Genomic DNA, 21,809 nt, shown 5'->3' with positions numbered 1-21,809 from the left:
GTATCCCTTTCTATTTTACCTCTTGGCGTTTAACACGCTGACCAAAATATTGATACAGATCCACTTTCAAGGTTCCGTTGTATAACTTACGCTTCTTATCTGCTTGGCTACCATACTTGCTTTCAAAGGCTTCATCACTAGTCAGGATAAATTTGCTCCAAGTTTTCAGTGGTGCAAATACTTGCCCCATCTCAGCATAGAGCTTGGTCACCCCTGCATCATCTGATAAACGCTCCCCGTAAGGCGGATTGGAAATAATCACACCATTGATTTTATCGGAACGCAAATCCTGCACGCGCATCTGCTTAAAGGTAATATCCCCTGCAACCCCTGCTGCCTGAGCATTGGCCTTAGCAATTTCCACCATACGTGCATCGATATCACAGCCCATGATATCCAGTTCCAGTTCACGATCCACTTTCTTAGCTGCTTCTGTACGCACTTCCTGAATCAAGCGATCGCTGACCCAGTTCCACTCCTCAAAGGCAAAAGAGCGACGAAGTCCTGGTGCCATCTTTCGAGCAATCATAACTGCCTCAATACAGAAAGTCCCCGAACCACAGGTCGGATCAATCAAAGGCTTATCTGGATACCAGTTAGAGAGTTGTAAAATGGCTGCTGCCATATTTTCCTTGATAGGAGCGCCTCCTTTTTCGGTACGATAGCCACGTTTAAAGAGACTGGAGCCTGTCGTATCAATCATGACAGTTGCCACATCTTTGAGAATAGAGACCTCAATCTTAAACTCTGGGCCATTCTCCATCAGTGGAACCCCTTCTGGGCGAGCATAGTGTTTCTGTAATTTCTTGACAACAGCTTTCTTAGAAATAGCCTGAACACTGGGTTCATTGTGAAGTTTAGATTTAACACATTTGGCTTTTGAAATCGGGAACCGAGCTCCAAGTGGTAAATAATTTTCCCAATCTAAAGCGAAAACTCCCTGAAACAGTTCCTCAAAAGTCTTAGCTGGGAACGTTCCTACGATGATCTTGATACGATCTGCTGCCCGAAGCCAGAGGTTGGTTTCGATAATAGCTCTCACGTCTCCTTGAAAACGAACACGACCATTTTCAACCTGACAATCGTAGCCCAACTCTCGCACTTCTCGTCCTACAACAGCTTCAAGACCTGCTGCCACAGTTGCAATTAAATTAAATTCTTTTTTCATGTTACAGTCTTGCAAGACCTTTCTATATGTCCACTTTAAAAAATGAGGTTGAGAAAATTTCTCAGCCCCAACCTATATGCAATTTTCTATAAGCCATGTTTTGTTCCAGAAGTGACTAGGACCACTTCCTTCGATAATCATCTGTCTACCACTAACAGCTCTAGCTGATAGCAGTCAGAATACTACGTTCGTTTCCGCGTACTCCATGCCCCGACCAAAATTTGGGTTGCTAGCTTGAGGGGTTTACCGCGTTCCACTCTCTCTGTTTCCAGAAAGACTCCGTCACTGTGGCACTTTCAAGCCTACTCTGACCTATCCAAGGACTTAGCCATTTCAACTGCCGTAACGATTTCTCGTCCCTAGGCTTATGGTTTCGCCTAGCACAAACACTACAGGCATCACAGCCTGTGCTAGCATGGACTTTCCTCATGAGAAGCAATTCTCCTCACGCGATTATCCAAAAATTGCATGTAACAAGACCTGAATTACAAATCAGTATTGTCTAAAATTTGTTTACCGAATACTTCTTTTTCAAGACGATTCAAGCGTTTCAAAATATCAAAATTCGTCATAGAAGATGAAGCAGCCACATCAATTGGATCTGGGTGACTAGGACTTGGAGCCGAACTCACTTGCGGTTTACGAGTTAATTCTTCCTTCAAATCCGCAATCTCCTGACGAAGTGACTTGACCAAGGCAGCATAGGTTTCATAATCCTTGATGACATCGTCTAAAAACTCATCAACTTCTACCTTGCTATACCCACGGACTTCACGTCCAAACTCTTGTTCAAAAATATCTTTCGCTGAAAAAATAATACTTGCCATGTCTCTCTCCATTCTCGCTTGCTAGTATTATTATATAAAAAAAGGCAAACAAAAATCAAGGTCAAAGCTTCAATTTTCGGAAAAATTTTCAGCCAGTTCATTTAATTGATCAAATGTTAATCTCTTTATAAAATAGTCCTCTTGATTTTTCATCTTTTGGTAAAAATAAGCTAGTTTCGTTTCATTTTCTTCATCATAAAAAAGATAGGAACTGTTCGTATTTTCCAGTAAAAACTGCTGGTAATCTCTTAACTGCCCCTTGTGTTCATAGCGAGGATAGGCATATTTGACAAAGTCTACCTGCTTAAAGCGGCTCAGTTTCATCTGATTGCTTTCATTCCAATTTTCCCCATGGGTTTCAAAAGCAAAAATGGTCGCCAACTGGAAACCGTACTCGGTTTTCATCTCCTGAGCAACCTCTAAAACCCAATATTCAAAGCCCAAAGTCCCTGTAAATACAAGCCAAGACACCCCATCTGCTGCCATTGCCTCTAAATCTTTACGTATCGCTTTTTTAATCAATTTAAGACGAGGATCCTTGTCAGAAAACAAACCTAAATCAAAAGCAGAATAGCCTAAAACCAAAGCTGTAGCCATTTTTAACCCTTTCTGTGCAAATTTATGGTATAATAGAGTGATGTTATTGTACCAATAAGGAGAATTATGGTCAACTATCCACATAAACTTTCATCACAAAAAAGACAAACATCTCTTTCTCAACCCAAAAATTTCGCAAATCGAGGAATGTCTTTTGAAAAGATGATCAATGCTACCAACGACTACTATTTGTCTCAGGGCTTGGCTGTTATACACAAGAAACCAACCCCTATTCAAATTGTACGAGTGGACTATCCACAGCGAAGTCGTGCCAAGATTGTTGAAGCCTATTTTCGACAAGCTTCAACGACGGACTATTCTGGCGTTTATAATGGATATTACATCGACTTTGAAGCCAAGGAAACAAAACAAAAACGTGCGATTCCGATGAAAAATTTTCATCCACATCAGATTCAGCATATGGAACAAGTCCTTGCCCAACAAGGAATCTGCTTTGTCCTTCTTCACTTTTCTTCTCAGCAAGAAACCTACTTATTGCCGGCATTCGATTTGATTCGCTTCTATCATCAAGATAAGGGACAAAAATCAATGCCACTTGGATATATTCGAGAATATGGATATGAAATCAAGGCTGGTGCCTTCCCTCAAATTCCTTATCTCAATGTTATCAAAGAACATTTATTAGGTGGTAAAACAAGATGAACAAACCAACGATTCTGCGCCTAATCAAGTATCTGAGCATTAGCTTCTTAAGCTTGGTTATCGCAGCCATTGTCTTAGGCGGAGGAGTTTTTTTCTACTACGTTAGCAAGGCTCCTAGCCTATCCGAGAGTAAACTAGTTGCAACAACTTCTAGTAAAATCTACGACAATAAAAATCAACTCATTGCTGACTTGGGTTCTGAACGCCGCGTCAATGCCCAAGCTAATGATATTCCCACAGATTTGGTTAAGGCAATCGTTTCTATCGAAGACCATCGCTTCTTCGACCACAGGGGGATTGATACCATCCGTATCCTGGGAGCTTTCTTGCGCAATCTGCAAAGCAATTCCCTCCAAGGTGGATCAACTCTCACCCAACAGTTGATTAAGTTGACTTACTTTTCAACCTCGACTTCCGACCAGACTATTTCTCGTAAGGCTCAGGAAGCTTGGTTAGCGATTCAGTTAGAACAAAAAGCAACCAAGCAAGAAATCTTGACCTACTATATAAATAAGGTCTACATGTCTAATGGCAACTATGGAATGCAGACAGCAGCTCAAAACTACTATGGTAAAGACCTCAATAATTTAAGTTTACCTCAGTTAGCCTTGCTGGCTGGAATGCCTCAGGCACCAAACCAATATGACCCCTATTCACATCCAGAAGAAGCCCAAGGCCGCCGAAACTTGGTCTTATCTGAAATGAAAAATCAAGGCTACATCTCTGCTGAACAGTATGAGAAAGCAGTCAATACACCAATTACTGATGGACTACAAAGTCTCAAATCAGCAAGTAATTACCCTGCTTACATGGATAATTACCTCAAGGAAGTCATCAATCAAGTTGAAGAAGAAACAGGCTATAACCTGCTCACAACTGGGATGGATGTCTACACAAATGTAGACCAAGAAGCTCAAAAACATCTGTGGAATATTTACAACACAGACGAGTACGTTGCCTATCCAGACGATGAATTGCAAGTAGCTTCCACTATCGTGGATGTAACAAATGGTAAAGTCATTGCTCAGTTAGGCGCCCGTCACCAATCAAGTAATGTATCTTTCGGAATTAACCAAGCCGTTGAAACCAACCGTGACTGGGGATCAACTATGAAACCGATCACAGACTATGCTCCTGCCTTGGAATACGGTGTCTACGATTCAACTGCTACTATCGTTCACGATGAGCCATATAACTATCCTGGCACAGATATCCCTGTCTATAACTGGGATAGGGGCTACTTTGGCAACATTACCTTGCAATACGCCCTGCAACAATCGCGAAATGTTCCAGCCGTGGAAACGCTAAATAAGGTCGGACTCAACCGCGCCAAGACTTTCCTAAATGGTCTCGGAATCGACTACCCAAGTCTTCACTACTCAAATGCCATTTCAAGTAACACAACCGAATCAGACCAAAAATATGGAGCAAGTAGTGAAAAGATGGCTGCTGCTTACGCTGCCTTTGCAAATGGTGGAACTTACTATAAACCAATGTATATCCATAAAGTCGTCTTTAGTGATGGAAGTGAAAAAGAGTTCTCTAATGTCGGAACTCGTGCCATGAAGGAAACAACAGCCTATATGATGACCGACATGATGAAAACAGTCTTGACTTATGGAACTGGACGAAATGCCTATCTTGCTTGGCTCCCTCAGGCTGGTAAAACAGGAACCTCTAACTATACAGACGAGGAAATTGAAAACCACATCAAGACCTCTCAATTTGTAGCACCTGATGAACTATTTGCTGGCTATACGCGTAAATATTCAATGGCTGTATGGACAGGCTATTCTAACCGTCTGACACCACTTGTAGGCGATGGCCTTACGGTCGCTGCTAAAGTTTACCGCTCTATGATGACCTACCTGTCTGAAGGAAGCAACCCAGAGGACTGGAATATGCCAGATGGCATCTATCGAAATGGGCAGTTTGTTTTCCAAAATGGAGCAAGACCGACTTGGACTGAAACAACATCCCAATCATCTTCAACCGAAAGCTCCTCAACAAGTACAGAAGGCTCTGCTAGCCAAGCACCAGCAACAAGTCCTGATGCTAGTCCTAATGGTCAAAACCAAGCACCAAATGCACCCGGAGCCAATCAAAATCCAGCTCCACAGACTCCTCAAGTTCAACCACAACCACAACAGTAAACGAAAAAATCCTGAGTTTAGAGTTCTCAGGATTTTGTCATTTTCAAAATGAAATACAGAGGTCAAGTACATTTTCCCACAATAAAACGCATACGATCAAGGCTTCATCACCTGACAATATGCGTTTTGCTTTTAAGGACTTTTTGCTCAGTCTCTTTTTGTTTTATTTCACATGTTTTGCAAGTTCTTCTTGCGCTTTTTTATTGGATTCTGCTTTTTCTTTCATCCATTTATCTTGAGCTTTTTGATATTCATCTGCTGTGACTGCCTTGTCTTGAAGTTCAAGGTATTTATACAAGACTGGGTCACTTGTACCTTTATTTCCTGACAATGCAAATGGTATTGTAAATGGTACCATCTTAGACAAGATTGGACGACCAGTTTTAGAAGTTGTTGGGATGATCAAAGCACTGTCGGTCAACCAAGCTTGGGCTGCAGCGTATTTATTATATCGTTTAGCAACATCTATAGTCTCATCACCAGCCTCAGTAACCAATTTTTCGTAGTCATATAGACCTACTTTTTTAGCAGCTACATTATCTTCCCCTGAGTCAAATCCTAAATATGTTTTAGTGCTTTCTCCTACAGATGGTTTGATAATATCAAGGTAGGTTGATGGATCGGCAAAGTCTGGACCCCAACCGACATTATCTGATAAATCCCAGTCTTCGCCAGCAGCATTTTCGGCAAATAGAGTTACATTAAGCAATTCATCTTTTTGCAATTGTTGGATATCAATAATGACATTATCAGTTCCTAAAGTTGCTTCCAAGGATTGTTTCATAGATTGGACACGTTGAACTTTTGTAGTTGCTGTCTGGTCAACTGGCATATCCAAATGAATTGGGAAAGTCACACCTTCTGCTTGTAAAGCTGATTTAGCTTTAGCAAATTCAGCCTTGGCTTTTTCTGGATTGTAGAGACCATCTTGTGAATCTGCAAGATTGACATCCTTCCATTCATCCCCATAAGTCACTAATTTCTCTTTGACCATATCGCCAAAGTTTTTCCCATCTGCTTGAACAAATGTTGGTGGAACAAAGAGATTACGCAAGATTTTGCTTGCTCCAGTTTCTCCATTCAACTGAGAGGCATAGGCTGTACGGTCAAAACCAAAGGCAATAGCCTGACGGAAATCCTTGTTTAAGAGAGCCTTTTTAGTTGAAGTCTTTTGTTCTTCGCTAGTCTTAGATGTGTGTTTATAAGATTGACGGTCAATATTTGTCCCTACTAGATAAGTCGTAGAGTCTTGTTGCGTATAGACGATATTGTCTTTCATACTCTTCTCAAGCTCTGCGAAACTTGCACTTGTTGGATAAAGACGAGCTGCTGTAAGGCTACCATCTTTAAAGTTTTCTGCTGGTTTGCTGGTATCTTGCCCATCCCAGAATGACAATTTGACCTTGTCAATATGCACATTGTCCTTATCCCAGTAGTTCGGATTTTTCGCAAATTCAACAGAGGATTTAGTCACAATGGATTTCAACAAATAAGGGCCGTTATACAAGAGACTACTTGGATCCGTAGCTTTGGCAAAATCATCCCCTTTTGAGTTCAAAAACTCTTCATTGACTGGCGCAAGCACACCCATGGTTGTTTTAGAATTCCAAAAAGTTTCAGGCTTGTTCAAGGTGTATTGGATTGTTTGGTCGTCAAGGGCTTTAATCCCGACTTGAGCGAAGTCTGTGATTTCACCTTTGGCATAGGCATCCAGACCTTTGATTGAATCCTGTACCAAGTAAAGGGCTTCTGCTTTCTTATCTGTTGCATATTTAAGTCCTGTTACAAAGTCCTGAGCCTTAACAGGAGCATACTCTTCTCCCTCAGATGTATACCACTTGGCATCCTGACGAATCTTATAAGTATAAGTCAAGCCATCCTTAGAAACTGACCAGTCTTCTGCCAATGAAGGAACAAGGTTCCCGTATTTATCATTTTCAAGCAATCCATCAATGACATTACTAGTAATCTCAGAAGTTGCTGCCTTACCAGTTGTCAAATAGTTGAGATTATCTGGATGTGTCTCGTAGGTAAAGGCAAAGGTTTTTTCACCTTGAGCACCTGAACCCCCAGAACAAGCAGCTAAAACACCAGCTGCTAATAAGGTTACTCCCGCAAGAGCCAATACTTTTCTTGTTTTCATAGTATTCTCCTTTGTTTTTTTATTCATTATAGACTCTTTTTCAAGTCCTGTCAATAGAATTTTCTGAATTTTAAGAGTTATTTGTTATATTTGATATATTCTGAAAAATAAAATTGTTCATTTATGCCAAAAAAGCCAACAGAGATTCTCTTCTGATAACCAGAAAAGAATCTTGTTGACCTTACTTCTAAAAATCTTAAGTAGCAAAGATTCTAAAATAACGGAATCCTTGCATCATTGTCCCAACTCTTCCTCGACTACTTCCAAAGCCCGTTCGATGACCACATGCATGTCATAGTATTTATAATCAGCCAAACGTCCACAGAAAATGACCTTATCATTCTGTGCTGCTTCTTCTTGATATTTAGCAAACAGGACATTGTTTCTCTCGTCATTGATTGGATAATAAGGCTCATCTCCTCGTTTCCAATCAGCTGGGTATTCACGAGTAATGACCGTTTTAGCTTGTGTACCATACTCAAAGTGTTTATGCTCAATAATGCGAGTATAAGGAATTTCTCGTTCTGTATAGTTGACAACAGCATTTCCTTGATAGTTTTCTTCATCAAGAACTTCATGCTCAAAACGAAGACTACGGTATTCTAACTCACCATGTTTATAATCAAAGTATTGATCAATCATCCCTGTAAAGACAACTTTTTCAGCAGAAGCTTCTAATTCCTGACGATTTGCAAAAAAGTCAACTCCAAGTTCTACTTCAACATCTTTCAGCATATTTTCGATGATAACGTTATACCCCCCAATCGGAATACCTTGGTAACGGTCATTGAAGTAGTTATTATCAAAAGTCAAACGAACTGGTAGACGTTTAATAATAAACGGTGGAAGGTCAGTCGCAGAACGTCCCCATTGCTTTTCAGTATATCCTTTAATCAACTTTTCATAAATATCTGGACCGATCAACTTGATAGCCTGCTCTTCCAAGTTTTTCGGTTCAACGTCCTTCATGTGAGCCGTTTGCTCAGCAATCTTATCTTTCACTTCTTGAGGAGTTTTTGTCCCCCACATAGCATAGAAAGTATTCATATTGAAAGGTAGATTATAAAGGCTACCCTTGTAATTAGCTACAGGCGAGTTGATATAGTTGTTAAATTCAGCAAATTGATTCACATAATCCCAGACTTTCTTATTAGAAGTATGGAAGATATGGGCACCATATTTATGAACATTAACTCCTTCTACATTCTCACAGTAGATATTTCCACCAATGTGGTCACGTTTATCAATTACTTTTACTTTTTTTCCACGCTTAGTCGCCTCATAAGCAAAAATTGCTCCAGACAAACCAGCACCAACGATTAGATAGTCGTACATAGTCTCTTCCTTATCATTTACCTCTCATCTCCTTAACTACAGTAAAAGAGAGGATCTTAGTTTCAATCTATTTTAGCACAAAACAAATCATTTCTTAGTTTTCAATAGCCGAGTGATTTAAAAAGACAAGCACCAAAACTGATGTTTGTCTTTATGATTTTGCTTGAAAAGGCTATTTCTAACTATTTAACATGTTTTTCTGCTTCTTTTTGAGCTTTTTCAATTGCTTTTTTGCTTTCTTGTTCCCATTTACTTTTAGCTTCTTCAAACTGTTTGGTCGTCACAGTGTCTTTTTGCAGTTTCATGTACTTGTAGTTATTGCCATCACCCTTGATACCAACCAATGAATAGCCTCTTGTAAATGGCGTCACTTTGGTTACAGATGCTGTGCCACCACTTGACATAGCTGACATAATGAGAGAATTGTCAATCATCCAAGCCTGTGCTTCAGCGTATTTTTCATAACGCTTGGCTACATCTTTGTTTTCACTATCTGCATCTTTGAGCATCTTAGTGTAGGTATCAAGACCTAGGCTAGTGATTTTTTCCTTGTCTTCCTTGGCATCTAGTCCAAAAATCTTAAGGTAGAATCCATCCTCTGCATTGAAAGGATTGAGATAAGTTGATGGATCTTGGTAGTCACCTACCCAACCATCAAAGTTCAAATCGTAGTCACGATCAGCTGCTGTTGGCGCTAAGAAGGCTACGTTATTAAAATCATCTGTTGAAAGTTGCTGAACGTCAATGACAATGTTATCAGCACCCAAAACTGACTCAAGGGTCTGCTTAACTGAGTTCATGCCTGTCACGGCATTTTTACTTGTCTGATCAACCGCCACATCCAAGTGAATAGGGAAAGTCACACCTTGACTTGTCAATTCTTTTTTAGCTTCCGCAAATTTTGCTTGGGCTTTTTCTTTGTTGAAATAGGCATCCTGAGCATCTGCTAGGTTCATACTTGCCCACTCTGTTCCATAGTTGACCAATTTAGAAGCGACTACTTCTCCAAAGGTCTTGTCTCCAACTTGGACAAATGTAGGAGGCACCAATGTGTTACGAAGGGTCTTGCTAGCCGCTTCTTCCCCATTTGACTGGGCAGAATAGGCTGTGCGGTCCAAGGCAAAGTTCACTGCTTGGCGGAAGTTCTTGTTCAAGACAGCTGTCTCAGTTGACTTCTTCTGCTCATCTGTCGTTTTAGCAGTGTGGTTATAGGCCTTACGATTGACGTTGAAATTGAAGTACCAAGAAGTCTTGTCCTGCAAGCTATAGACGATATTATCCTTATATTTCTCCTTGGTCTTGGCGAAGTTAGAACTATTTGGATAAACCCCAGCGATTGAATAAGCGCCACTTTCAAAGTTACGGATGGTCAATTCTTGGTCTGAGCCATCAAAATAAGCCAATTTCACATGTTCAATTGATACTTTATCATGATCATAGTAATGCGGGTTCTTCACATACTCGATCGATGATTTTGATGTGAAATCTTTTAACAAATAAGGTCCGCTGTAGAGAATACTATCTGGAGATAGGGTCCCAAAATCTTTCCCTTTTGAGTTTAAAAACTCTTCATTCACTGGGAAAAGAATACTGTTGGTTGTTTTTGAATTCCAGTAAGGTTCTGGGCGTACCAAAGTATACTCAACAGTCTGGTCGTCAATAGCCTTCACCCCAACCTTAGAGAAATCAGAATCCGCTCCTGTAATATAATCATTCAAGCCCTTGATCGAGTTTTGAATCAAGTCAATGGCCTGTGATTTATTGTCCACTGCATACTTGATACCTGTCACAAAATCTTGTGCCTTGACTGGGGCATATTCTTCACCGTCAGCCGTGAACCATTTGGCATCTTTTCTCAATTTATAGGTATAAGTCAGACCGTCGCTCGAAACAGACCAGTCTTCCGCCAAAGACGGAACTAGGTTTCCATGGTTGTCATTTTCAAGCAAACCATCAACTAGGTTGGTTATAATCGATGTATTATCGGCGTAGTAGTCTAGTAAATAGTTAAATGTAGTTGGATTTCCACTAAAGGTTGATGAGTAAGTTTTTGTATCTGAACCTGATTGTCCGCAAGCAGCTAAAAGCAAGGTAGCCGCAAAAGTCAGGCCTGCACTAAGGACACGCTTTTTTGTAGTCATCTTCTTTCTCCTTTATGTTAGTTTTTATAACATAAGTTTATTTTACCAAAATAGTGGGAATTTGTAAAGTTAATTGAATTTTGAGAATGAAAGTTTATAAACTTTAGTCATAAAAAAACAAAGGATTTCTATCTTTCATACAGTTCTCCCTTGTTTTTATACGATTTATCATTTAAATATCAATAAATTAACTGATAACCTAACGAAAGCAAGATTCTCATTCACATTATTTTATGTGCTTTTCTAAATCCTTTTGATACTGAGCATTCGATTCCAGTTTTTCCTTTTGCCACTTTTTGAAGGCCGCATCATACTCTTTAGTTGTCACAATATCATTTTGAAGTTCCATTCCTTTAAAAATAAATGGATCCCCCTTAATACCGACCTGTGAATAAGCTTTGGTAAATGGAACAGTACGACTAACCATAGGAGAGCCCCCTGAAGAAGCAACTGGAATAAGAAGTGAACTATCAGTAACCCAAGCCTGTGCTTTGGCATACTTTTCGTATCGTTTATCAAGATTACTTGTCTCAGAAGCCGCATCATCCAAGAGCTTCTTGTATTCATCCAAGCCAACTTTCGCCACAACTTCAGGATCCTTGCCCTTTGTTATACCTAGATGTTTCAAGGCAGAACCCTTCTTAGCATCTAAAATATTGAGATAGGTTGCTGGATCTTGGTAATCTGGTCCCCAACCTGTTCCGTTCAAATCATAATCTTTTTGGGTTGGAACTTTAGCTTGAGAAGTAATACTTTCCTTCTCATTATCTGTCATTTGAAGAACATCTATAATGACATTCTCCGTTCCAAGCGTTTCTTCAATTGATTGTTTTAGCGAATTGGTTTGTTGAACCGCAACTACATCTGTCTGTTCTACTGGCACATCCAAATGAATCGGGAAACTCACTCCCTTAGCTTGCAATTCTGACTTCGCTTTTTCAAATGCAGATTTAGCCTTTGTTGGATTGTAAATTGTATCCTTACCATCTGTGAGAGTCACATCTTTCCACTGTTCTCCATATTTCAGTAGTTCGTCCTGAGCCAGTTGTCCGAAGGTCTTCCCTGCTACTTGAACATAATTATCTGGCACTAGACTATTACGAATAATCTTATCCGCACCCTCTTCACCGTTTAATTGAGCTGTATAGGCGTGGCGATTAAATGCAAAATTAAGAGCCTGACGGAAGTTCTTATTGAGAAGAGCTTCTTTTGTTGATGTTTTTTGTGACTCATCTGTTTTAGCTGTTTTATTGTAAGACTGGCGGTTTACGTTCACAGTGAGGTAGTAGCTTGTTGCCTCTTGTGGACTATAGACAATCTTATCACCGTATTCCTTTTTAGTTGATTCAAAGTTTGAGCTTGCTGGAAAGAGACGAGCAGTTGTATAGGCACCTTGTGTAAAGCTACGAATTAAGGATTCTTGATCTGAACCATCATAGAATGTCAATTTAACATTATCAATTTTGACATTGTCCTTATCCCAATAGTTAGGATTTTTTTCATATTCAATCACAGATTTAGAAATCAAAGATTTCAAAAAATATGGGCCATTGTAAAGAATACTTGATGGAGTTGGCGCTCCGTAATCCTTGCCTGTTGCATTCAAAAATTCTTCATTTACAGGAAGCATGGTTGCTGTGGTTACTTTAGAGTTCCAAAAACTTTCCGGGTTATTAAGGGTATATTCTACCGTATAATCATCAAGAGCCTTTACACCTACAGTTGAGAAGTCGTTTGTCTCACCACTAACATAAGCCTCTAATCCTTTGATGGATTTCTCAACCAAAGAAAGACCATCAGACTTTCCATCTGCTGCATGTTTCAGACCTGTAACAAAATCCTGAGCCTTAACTTCTGCATACTCCTCTCCTTCAGAAGTATACCACTTCACCCCCTTACGAAGTTTGTAAGTGTAAGTCAAACCATCTTTAGAAACTGACCAATCCTCTGCTAGAGAAGGAATGAGATTCCCATATTTATCATTCTCTAAAAGACCGTCGACGACATTACCTATTACGTCAGAAGTTGAACTTTTACTTGTAAGGCTATAATCCAAGGATGATGGATCAACTGCATAAACATAAGAAAATGTTTTGGGAGCATCTGCATTCTTTTCACTTTTCCCACAAGCTGTTAAAAGGATGGCTGTGCTCAAGGTCACTCCTGCTCCTAAGAGCCACTTTTTTGATTGCATAAATAATCTCCTTCAAAATAGTATTTTCACTATTATACCCTATTTTTTTATAAATGCAAGAGTTCTTGTAGAATTTGTTAGAAAATTCTAACAAATATTTTTAAAAGAGTTTTTTATACAACTTTTAGCAAAAAGAGGCTGGAAAAAAAGTCTTTAAAACAAAAAACGCATAATATCAGGTCAGTACAATAAAAACCTTGGTACTATGCGTTTTATTGTGGGAAGATTTACTTCATTTTCTCCTGAAGTCGAGTTTTTGCCCACTCTCTCTCATTTTAGTCAGTCAATTCCACACAGAAAGCATCCCATGGAGCTAAGATTTGTTTTTCAAAGACTTCTTGAGCCGTGGTGTTTTCAATCAAGACAGATTTGACTGTTCCTTCTACTGTTAAGTCTTGCTCTTCATTGGACAAGTTGGCCACAACTAGAAAACGACGGTCGCCATCTTTACGGATATAAGCAAAGACCTTGTCAGCCGTATCAAGCAATTCAAAGTCAGCTCGAATCAGCCAGCTGTTCTCCTTACGGATTTGGACCAACTTCTGATAAGTATAGAAAATAGAATCTGGATTTGCCAGTGCTTCTTGAACGTTGATTGCTTGATAGTTTGGATTCACTGCTAACCAAGGTTGACCTGTTGAGAAACCAGCGTTTTTGCTCTCGTCCCATTGCATAGGGGTACGGGCATTGTCACGTCCAATGACACGGATACTGTCCATGATTTCTTCCAGCGGAACACCTTTTTCAAGAGCCTCACGCGCATAGTTAAGGGATTCAATATCTTCTACTTGGTCCAGCGTTTCAAATGGATAGTTGGTCATCCCAATCTCCTCACCTTGGTAGATATAAGGAGTTCCTCTCATGAGATGAAGTAAAATTGCAAAGGCTTTGGCAGATTTTTCGCGGTATTCCTGGTCATTTCCCCAGATTGAGACGATACGAGGAAGGTCATGATTGTTCCAGAAGAGCGAATTCCAACCGTCCTCAACTCCTAACTCTGTCTGCCATTTGTTGAAAATCTCTTTTAACTTAGCAATATTCAATTCTTTTTGATAGTGCCATTTAGGCTGACCTTCCTGATACTGAAGACCGATATGTTCAAAATGGAAGACCATAGACAATTCTTGCCCCTTTGGATCAGAGTAGAGCTTGGCAATATCTGGCGTTGCCCCCCAGGTCTCCCCTACCGTCAAGAGATTCTTATCTCCAAAGGTCGCTTGATTCATCTCCTTGAGATAAGGGTGGAGCATAGGACCATTATTGACTACTTTCTCGTCAGGAATTTTCCCAATCATGTCAATGACATCCATACGGAAACCACCAATCCCTTTATCAATCCAGAAGTTCATCATCTCATAAATTTTCTGGCGAAGTTTTTCATTTTCCCAGTTGAGATCAGGCTGTTTCTTGCTGAAAAAGTGGAGATAGTATTGACCTGACTTTTCATCGTATTCCCAGGCAGACCCACTAAAGATAGACTCCAAATCATTGGGCTCATCCCGCCAGATATAGTAATCTCGCTCAGGGCTGTCAGGATTTTCACAGGCCTCAACAAACCAAGCATGTTCATCTGAGGTATGATTGACCACCAAGTCCATGATGATACGGATATCACGCTTCTTGGCTTCCGCGATCAGTTGATCCATGTCCTCCATAGTCCCGAAAATAGCTGCAATCGCTTGATAATCGGCAATATCATAGCCATTATCATCCATCGGACTGTCATAAACGGGAGAAAGCCAAATCGCTGTAATTCCTAACTTAGCTAGATAGTCTAACTTACTGGTAATTCCTGGCAAATCGCCAATTCCATCTCCATTGCTATCCATAAAGCTCTTAGGATAAACTTGATAAACTACGGCATTGTGCCACCATTTTTCTTGCATCTTCTTACCTCATTATTTTCATAATCTATAGTCTATGATAGCGCTTTTTAGAATTTTGTGCAAGCGTTTGCCTAATCTTTTTGATTTCTTTTTTGACTCCATAGTTTCCTAACTTCCAATTTTTTATTATAATAGAAGTCAGAGGTAAAAAAATGAAAAAACAAGCTTTTAGTTCTGAACAATATTTGAATCTACAGCGCGACCACATTTTGGAGCGCATTAACCAATTTGACGGCAAGCTCTACTTGGAGTTTGGGGGCAAAATGTTAGAAGATTTCCACGCTGCTCGTGTTCTTCCTGGCTATGAGCCAGACAACAAAATCAAGCTCTTGCAAGAATTGAAAGAGCAAGTTGAGGTTGTGATCGCCATTAACGCTAGCAACATCGAACATTCCAAAGCACGTGGTGACTTGGGCATTTCTTATGACCAAGAAGTTCTTCGTTTGATTGACAAATTCAATGAACTGGGAATTTTTGTTGGCTCCGTGGTCATTACACAATACGCTGGGCAACCAGCTGCAGATGCCTTCCGCAATCAACTCGAGAAAAACGGAATTGATTCTTATCTTCACTATCCAATCAAAGGATATCCGACAGATATGGACCACATTATTTCTCCTGAAGGTATGGGGAAAAACGACTACATCAAAACCAGTCGCAACTTGATCGTCGTAACTGCTCCTGGACCTGGTTCTGGAAAATTGGCAACCTGTATGTCCAATATGTACCACGACCAAATCAATGGTATCAAGTCTGGCTACGCTAAATTTGAAACCTTCCCAGTTTGGAATCTTCCCCTTCATCACCCAGTCAATTTGGCCTACGAGGCTGCCACAGCTGACCTTGATGATGTCAACATGATCGACCCCTTCCATCTCCAAACTTACGGAGAGACCACTGTCAACTACAACCGTGATATTGAAATTTTCCCAGTTCTGAAACGCATGTTGGAACGTATCCTAGGAGAGTCCCCATACGCTTCTCCAACAGATATGGGAGTCAACATGGTTGGTTTTGCTATTACAGACAATGAAGCGGCTATTGAAGCCTCTAAACAAGAAATCATCCGTCGCTACTATCAAACAGTTCTTGACTTCAAAGCCGAAAAAGTTAGCCAAGCTGCTGTCAAGAAAATCGAGTTGCTTATGAACGACCTCGGTATCACACCTGCAGACCGTAAGGTTGCTGTCGTTGCCCGTCAAAAAGCAGAAGAAACTGGCGGACCAGCCCTAGCCCTTGAATTGCCAAATGGGGAAATCGTCACAGGTAAGAACTCAGAACTCTTTGGCCCTACAGCAGCTGCTCTTATCAACGCTATCAAGAAATCAGCTGACATCGCTAAAGAAGTAAAACTAATCGAACCTGAAGTTGTTAAGCCAATCCAAGGTCTTAAAATCGATCATCTCGGTAGCCGCAATCCACGCCTTCATTCAAATGAAATACTGATTGCACTTGCTATCACAGCTACAGAAAATCCTGATGCTGCTCGTGCTATGGAAGAACTTGGCAACCTCAAAGGAAGCGAAGCCCACTCAACCATCATCTTGACTGATGAAGACAAGAATGTCCTTCGTAAACTGGGTATCAATGTAACCTTTGACCCTTACTACCAATACGACCGCTTGTATCGTAAGTAACGATTTGAACCTCTCCACCCTCGGAGAGGTTTTCTCTCTGTCTCAGGAGCCAGCTTTATGTTATAATGAAGGAAGAAAACTGAAAGGATTTACCATGTCAAAAGAAGTTATTGTTGAAAGTTTTGAACTTGACCACACTATTGTTAAAGCACCCTATGTTCGCTTGATTGGGGAAGAAACAGGACCAAAGGGAGATGTCATCTCCAATTATGATATTCGCTTGGTACAGCCAAATGAAGACTCGATTCCTACTGCTGGCCTTCACACTATCGAGCACCTCTTGGCAAAACTCATCCGTACTCGCATTGACGGTATGATTGACTGCTCACCATTTGGTTGCCGCACTGGTTTCCACATGATTATGTGGGGGCGCCATACCAGCGCTGAAATTGCAGCAGTTATCAAGGATTCGCTCAAGGAAATAGCTGAGACTACTACTTGGGAAGATGTCCCTGGAACAACCATCGAATCTTGCGGTAACTACAAGGATCACAGCCTCTTTTCTGCTAAAGAATGGGCAAAACTCATCTTGGAACAAGGGATTTCAGATGATGCCTTTGAGCGTCATGTGATTTAAACGTAAAAAAGATACTGGAAAAAAGGCTTTAAAACCAGAAAAACGCATAGTATCAAGTGTTAAAACCTTGATATTATGCGTTTTATTGTGGGAAGATTTTCTAAATAAAGAACTAAACAAATCTAAACCACTTCATCTAATCCTCTTTTATGCCATTATTTTCAATCAAAGTTAATTTTGATTTAATCTGTTTTATAGTATACAGCTTTTTCATCAGATGGATGTGTTTGAGTAATGATAATTCTAGTTTTACTTTTATCAGTTGGGTCTTCGATTGATACCATTTGGTTATTCTCAAATCGTTTCATAGGTATACTTGTTCCAGGGGGATATATTCCCATTGCAGCTCCTATAGGTCCTGAGCTAACACTAAAACCTATGTGTCCATCGCTTCCCATGCCTGACTGAGCTATCTGTCCTCCTTTTATTAACCCATTCTTATTAAACACTATTTCATGTCCTAATTCATTCCTCCAAGTAGCAGCTATACTAGAGAAGTTGCCTTTTAGTATTGCCTGTGTATCAATTTCTTGTGTTACATTTTCTGTGTGCTATTCTTCTGTGGGAGTCGTGATAAGTGTGGCATCAGTAGCAACCCAGAATTGAAATTTTTCAGAGTCTTCCATGATTTTGATTGTGAAAGTAACGGTTGCTCCTTCTTGCCATCCCTTAATCATAGATTTCTTAATTTGTACTTGTACACCAGTTATAGGAGCATTATTAGCTTGTACCCAAATAGTATGGTATGTATCTAGAGCTTTAAAATGTCCTACGTACGATTCCCAAAACTTTTGGCGTGTTAGTTCTGCTGTGAAGCGGTATAGTTGACCAGTCTTTAATCTACCATCATTCTCCATATCTCGAAGCTCTTCGGCTGTCGTATCTATTATACTATCTTCAGTTGAGCTAGAGCTTGTGGTAGATGTGCTGGATGAAGTGCTGGATGAAGAACTGGATGATGAAGTAGAGGAAGAAGAACTAGACTGTTTAACTTGTGAAGACTGTTTGACGGAATCATTAGCCTTAGTTTGAACTTGTGAGTGTTTAGTGCTACCGCTAGTTAATAGTGTGAAGAACAAAATGAGGATAAGCAATAGTACAATACTACCTATAATCTTTTGTTCTTTGCTCAATTCCTTAAGCTTTTTAAGCATATATAACCTCCTGATATTTAACTTTATTTAATGAAATAAAAGAAATGTTTTCTAATAGTTATAATTATATCACACAAACTTTAACAATAGAATATATTTTTAACAAATATTAAACTATAGAGAATGTAAACCTGATTGTTTAATCTATAAGATAGATAGTAGATTTAACTTAGGGGTGAAGGAATGGATGATATATTAGAAAATATAAGTAATCAGATACGAGACTTACGAGCTTCAAAGAAGATTACACAGCAAGAATTAGCAGAAAAAACAAATCTAAGCGTTCCTTATATCAGTCAGATAGAAAATAATCACAGAAATATCTCTTTGGAAACTTTTGTGAAGATTGTTGATGCTTTAGAAGTTTCATTGAGTGATTTTTTCTTACCTTATTCTGTGCCACAAGATACCGAAATGATGGAACTGTTATTGAAGATTCAGAAACACCCACAGCATAGGATGATTGTTCATAAGGTGATGGAAATACTTGATTTAAGCCAAGATAGCTAGTGTAAAACAAAAAGCACCTAAAGTGTAATTTATACTAAATCTATCTAATCGTAGACGGTTACGTTATTCAGATAAGGAATGAGGTATAGGTTGTAATTTTAGAATGTTTTTTCTTTGTTGAAGAGGTCGATTAAAAAACAAAAAGAAAAAAGAAAGCACTGAATCTGAGTATCCAGTGCTTATCTATTTTCTTAAAAAACATGTTACCTCTTATCAGAACGTTAGAAGTACTCTAACGATTATTGATAGGAGTATAGCAAATATTGTTGCTCCTAATATCAAAGTAGCACTATCTTTCTCTCCTTTTTCTTTTAGAAGGCGATACATTACTGAAGGGATAACAGCAAAAACAGGGTGCCATACCAATATAGCAAAAACTCCAAGCCACGCATAAAGCTTAATATTTTTAACTGTCAGAAATCCTTTTTCTTCTTTTTTCTGTTCTGTGGAAACTTCACTAGACTTTTTAGTTATGATATAGGTTCCTTCAGATTGATATACCTCTACTATATCCCCTAGTTGTGGTACAAAATTAAAAGAAGTCTGTTCAACTTTCAGCAAAGTTCCGTCATCTTTACCTAAATAGATTAGAGTTTCTTCGATTTTAATAACTTTATAAGTATTCATAACTTCTCCTAATTGTCATACATGTAAGCCACCATATAAGGCAGTGTTTTTGTAGCTTTAAAGACCGTTTCATAACTTTGTCTTCCTTGTGCTAGTCCGTACAATGTTATATGGTCATCTTCAGCTATAACTCTATTATTGTACTCCGAAGGAATAGAAACTAAGATAATTTTATCATAGTCATCATTTATAGCTACACGAAGAGTATAGGCTTTCCTATCTTCCATAGCTTGTAAAACTTTCCCATATACTCTTACTTTAGTATTTACGGCTACTTCATCATGATTCCAACTATTATAATCCACTTCACCATAATTTGCTTTATCATTGTCTACAGTAATCTTAGGTTTTGATGGTGCTGAGGAAGATGAACTAGGGCTACTCTCTTTAGATGATGAAGGTGTAGTAGAGCTACTTGCCTTTGAAGATGATGAAGAGCTAGAACTATTCTTAGATGACGACGTAGAGGACTTAGAAGTGCTCTGTGATGTAGTCTTCTTTGAATTTGAAGGGGTATTATTTACATACTGAGCAAAAGCAATGGATAAAATAACAGTTAAAATACCTACAATAAAATACTTGATAGAACTTTCTTTATTAATTTCACTCTTCTTAATAGATGAAATAATAATAAATATAAGATTTAATACAATCATCAATACCGAAACTACAAAAAACAATATTGCTGTAGCTTTCAACATGCTTTCTCCCACATAGAAAGCAGCACTTAGGATTATCATAGCCAAAACTACAAATAAAATCAGGTTTATCTTGCTAACTAATGAAATTTTTTTAGCCTCTGATTTTTTAACTGGGCTACTCTCTTTACTACCTTCAACCTTTATAGCAATATCACCATAAACCTCTACATAATCCCCCATTCTAGGCTCAAATTCACAAGATTCAATGGCAATTTCCTTTAAACTTCCATCTTCATAACCTATGTACACTGTGTTCTCAGTTATCTTTAAAATTTTTCCTTTATTCATACTTTACCTTTTATCAGTGAAATTTGTCTTTATCTATCTGGTAAGGTCTTATATCTCCTTGTAGTCTCACTATATAATAATCTTCATATTCAACTACCTGTGAGACTATCCCTGTAACCTTAACAGATTCAAATTCTTCAGTATCTAAATTCTGTTCTACAGTCCAAAAATAGATTTCATCTCCAATTTCAATACGGTTTAGAGAACTTCTACATCCTGACAGCAAAATAAAAAATGTGATTACTAAAAGAAATTTTAATAACCTCTTAGCTTTTCCTAACTGTACTAACATTATTTATTTTGTATTCTAACTCCTGAATACTCTTTATATAGTGATTTTCTATGACTCTTGTTTAATGTATAAGTCATAGTAATAGTTATAGAGTCAACTTTTTTAGTTTTATCACTAGCTGTCCATTGTATCTTGTAAATAGATTTATCTTCAAGACCAATAGCAACAATAGCTTCATTTTCTTTTAATTCATTTTTATCAGCATTGTTTTGGAAATAATACTCCAGCTCACTTTTATTAAATTTGTCAGCGTCTTCTTTGAAATCTATATAACCAAACCCCTCAAAACCAACTAGTTTTTTATCTTTATCTATAGTTATAAGTCCTAAATCTGTATTATAGCTTCCCTCAATCATTTCAATTTTACTTAATTCTTTCTTGCTACAACCAGCCAACACAAAAAGAATAGACAATAATATAACTCCCAATATTTTCTTTTTATTCATAAAAAGCCTCCTGTTTTATATTTATGTTTAAAATATTGTTAAACACTACCCTAATTATACCACAAATAAATATACTTTAGTTAATCTTTTTTAAATTATTTTTAACTAAAGTAAATAAAAATATGTCCCCTTAACCTATAAGATAAATAGCGAGACTTATCACAGAGGTTAAAGCTATGGGAGATATTCTACATTCTGTGCCACAAGATACAGAAATGATGGAACTGTTATTGAAGATTCAGAAACACCCACAGCATAAGATGATTGTTCATAAGGTGATGGAAATACTTGAATTAAGCCAAGATAGATAAGCGTAAATAAAAAAACGAATAAACTAGTTTTCTGAAAATCAGAATTCTGTTTTATTCGCTTTTTTGTTTTATCTATTTATGCCCATTATTCTCAAAAATTGAAATTTCTATAATGGAGTCACTCTCTAGTTCTTATTTTGTTTTTATTGAGTATAAAAT

19 protein-coding genes and 1 other RNA gene are annotated in these 21,809 nt (G+C 38.6%); 6 read left to right on the top strand and 14 right to left on the bottom strand.

Annotated features, from left to right (window positions below; translation table 11 throughout):
- Positions 1-10 precede the first annotated feature (10 nt).
- The 4 genes from HT679_RS05660 to HT679_RS05645 all read right to left on the bottom strand — a co-directional run bounded on the left by HT679_RS05660 (position 11) and on the right by HT679_RS05645 (position 2,592).
- Positions 11-1,168 carry a class I SAM-dependent RNA methyltransferase gene (locus HT679_RS05660; protein WP_000711397.1) on the bottom strand — a complete coding sequence of 386 codons (1,158 nt, stop codon included), beginning with the start codon at positions 1,166-1,168 and terminating at the stop codon, positions 11-13.
- A gap of 84 nt (positions 1,169-1,252) precedes the next feature.
- Positions 1,253-1,633: RNase P RNA component class B (gene rnpB, locus HT679_RS05655), an RNA gene on the bottom strand.
- A 20-nt stretch (positions 1,634-1,653) separates the two neighbouring features.
- Positions 1,654-1,995: a cell division regulator GpsB gene (gene gpsB, locus HT679_RS05650; protein WP_000146532.1), complete on the bottom strand. Its 342-nt coding sequence runs from the start codon at positions 1,993-1,995 to the stop codon at positions 1,654-1,656.
- Positions 1,996-2,064: 69 nt separating this feature from the next.
- The gene (locus HT679_RS05645; protein WP_050271159.1) at positions 2,065-2,592 is read right to left on the bottom strand and encodes a DUF1273 domain-containing protein; all 528 of its coding nucleotides are present in this window, start codon (positions 2,590-2,592) and stop codon (positions 2,065-2,067) included.
- Positions 2,593-2,658: 66 nt separating this feature from the next.
- Here HT679_RS05645 and recU point away from each other — a divergent pair, with 66 nt between their 5' ends.
- Both recU and pbp1a read left to right on the top strand, forming a co-directional pair.
- Positions 2,659-3,255 (top strand): Holliday junction resolvase RecU, encoded by a 597-nt coding sequence (gene recU, locus HT679_RS05640; protein ID WP_000248777.1) that lies wholly within the window; start codon positions 2,659-2,661, stop codon positions 3,253-3,255.
- Positions 3,252-5,408: a penicillin-binding protein PBP1A gene (gene pbp1a / locus HT679_RS05635; protein ID WP_173213437.1), complete on the top strand. Its 2,157-nt coding sequence runs from the start codon at positions 3,252-3,254 to the stop codon at positions 5,406-5,408. Before recU ends, pbp1a begins: the two co-directional genes overlap by 4 nt.
- A 163-nt stretch (positions 5,409-5,571) precedes the next feature.
- Here the strand turns inward: pbp1a and HT679_RS05630 are convergent, their stop codons facing one another.
- The 5 genes from HT679_RS05630 to HT679_RS05610 form a co-directional block, all read right to left on the bottom strand.
- A complete protein-coding gene (locus HT679_RS05630) occupies positions 5,572-7,551 on the bottom strand; it encodes a peptide ABC transporter substrate-binding protein (protein ID WP_173213435.1) in 1,980 nt (659 codons plus the stop codon).
- Positions 7,552-7,785: 234 nt separating this feature from the next.
- On the bottom strand, positions 7,786-8,886 hold the full coding sequence (gene glf / locus HT679_RS05625; RefSeq protein ID WP_173213432.1) for a UDP-galactopyranose mutase: 1,101 nt from the start codon (positions 8,884-8,886) through the stop codon (positions 7,786-7,788).
- Positions 8,887-9,068: 182 nt separating this feature from the next.
- Positions 9,069-11,027 (bottom strand): peptide ABC transporter substrate-binding protein, encoded by a 1,959-nt coding sequence (locus HT679_RS05620; RefSeq protein WP_173213430.1) that lies wholly within the window; start codon positions 11,025-11,027, stop codon positions 9,069-9,071.
- Between the two features lie 226 nt (positions 11,028-11,253).
- Entirely contained in the window at positions 11,254-13,221 is a 1,968-nt protein-coding gene (locus tag HT679_RS05615; protein ID WP_050222427.1) for a peptide ABC transporter substrate-binding protein, read from the bottom strand.
- A gap of 275 nt (positions 13,222-13,496) precedes the next feature.
- Positions 13,497-15,107 carry an alpha-glucosidase gene (locus HT679_RS05610; protein ID WP_173213428.1) on the bottom strand — a complete coding sequence of 537 codons (1,611 nt, stop codon included), beginning with the start codon at positions 15,105-15,107 and terminating at the stop codon, positions 13,497-13,499.
- A 152-nt stretch (positions 15,108-15,259) separates the two neighbouring features.
- On the opposite strand from HT679_RS05610, the gene HT679_RS05605 reads away from it, so the two are divergent.
- Together HT679_RS05605 and HT679_RS05600 are read left to right on the top strand one after the other, a co-directional pair.
- A complete protein-coding gene (locus HT679_RS05605; protein WP_173213426.1) occupies positions 15,260-16,744 on the top strand; it encodes a DUF1846 domain-containing protein in 1,485 nt (494 codons plus the stop codon).
- Between the two features lie 94 nt (positions 16,745-16,838).
- Positions 16,839-17,321: an S-ribosylhomocysteine lyase gene (locus HT679_RS05600; RefSeq protein ID WP_000032562.1), complete on the top strand. Its 483-nt coding sequence runs from the start codon at positions 16,839-16,841 to the stop codon at positions 17,319-17,321.
- A gap of 182 nt (positions 17,322-17,503) precedes the next feature.
- Here the strand turns inward: HT679_RS05600 and HT679_RS11305 are convergent, their stop codons facing one another.
- Positions 17,504-17,848, bottom strand: a complete 345-nt coding sequence (locus tag HT679_RS11305; protein ID WP_260662054.1) for a DUF6287 domain-containing protein — start codon at positions 17,846-17,848, stop codon at positions 17,504-17,506.
- Positions 17,849-17,872: 24 nt separating this feature from the next.
- Complete coding sequence (locus HT679_RS11300; RefSeq protein ID WP_050568743.1) at positions 17,873-18,475, bottom strand: hypothetical protein; 603 nt, start codon at positions 18,473-18,475, stop codon at positions 17,873-17,875.
- A 183-nt stretch (positions 18,476-18,658) separates the two neighbouring features.
- Here HT679_RS11300 and HT679_RS05590 point away from each other — a divergent pair, with 183 nt between their 5' ends.
- The gene (locus tag HT679_RS05590; RefSeq protein WP_173213424.1) at positions 18,659-18,985 is read left to right on the top strand and encodes a helix-turn-helix transcriptional regulator; all 327 of its coding nucleotides are present in this window, start codon (positions 18,659-18,661) and stop codon (positions 18,983-18,985) included.
- Between the two features lie 213 nt (positions 18,986-19,198).
- On the opposite strand, the gene HT679_RS05585 is transcribed toward HT679_RS05590, so the two are convergent.
- The 3 genes from HT679_RS05585 to HT679_RS05575 all read right to left on the bottom strand — a co-directional run bounded on the left by HT679_RS05585 (position 19,199) and on the right by HT679_RS05575 (position 21,339).
- The gene (locus HT679_RS05585) at positions 19,199-19,612 is read right to left on the bottom strand and encodes a hypothetical protein (RefSeq protein WP_173213422.1); all 414 of its coding nucleotides are present in this window, start codon (positions 19,610-19,612) and stop codon (positions 19,199-19,201) included.
- Positions 19,613-19,620: 8 nt separating this feature from the next.
- Complete coding sequence (locus HT679_RS05580) at positions 19,621-20,601, bottom strand: hypothetical protein (RefSeq protein ID WP_173213420.1); 981 nt, start codon at positions 20,599-20,601, stop codon at positions 19,621-19,623.
- A gap of 291 nt (positions 20,602-20,892) precedes the next feature.
- Positions 20,893-21,339 (bottom strand): hypothetical protein, encoded by a 447-nt coding sequence (locus HT679_RS05575; protein WP_173213419.1) that lies wholly within the window; start codon positions 21,337-21,339, stop codon positions 20,893-20,895.
- A gap of 176 nt (positions 21,340-21,515) precedes the next feature.
- Here HT679_RS05575 and HT679_RS11560 point away from each other — a divergent pair, with 176 nt between their 5' ends.
- Positions 21,516-21,650, top strand: a complete 135-nt coding sequence (locus tag HT679_RS11560; protein ID WP_265327171.1) for a hypothetical protein — start codon at positions 21,516-21,518, stop codon at positions 21,648-21,650.
- The last annotated feature ends 159 nt before the right edge of the window (positions 21,651-21,809 follow it).

Origin of the sequence: Streptococcus sp. 4886 (genome assembly GCF_013276485.1) — a bacterium.
GTDB lineage: Bacteria > Bacillota > Bacilli > Lactobacillales > Streptococcaceae > Streptococcus.
Note: the sequence above shows the minus strand (reverse complement) of the source record. Positions and strands in the feature narration are given on the sequence as shown.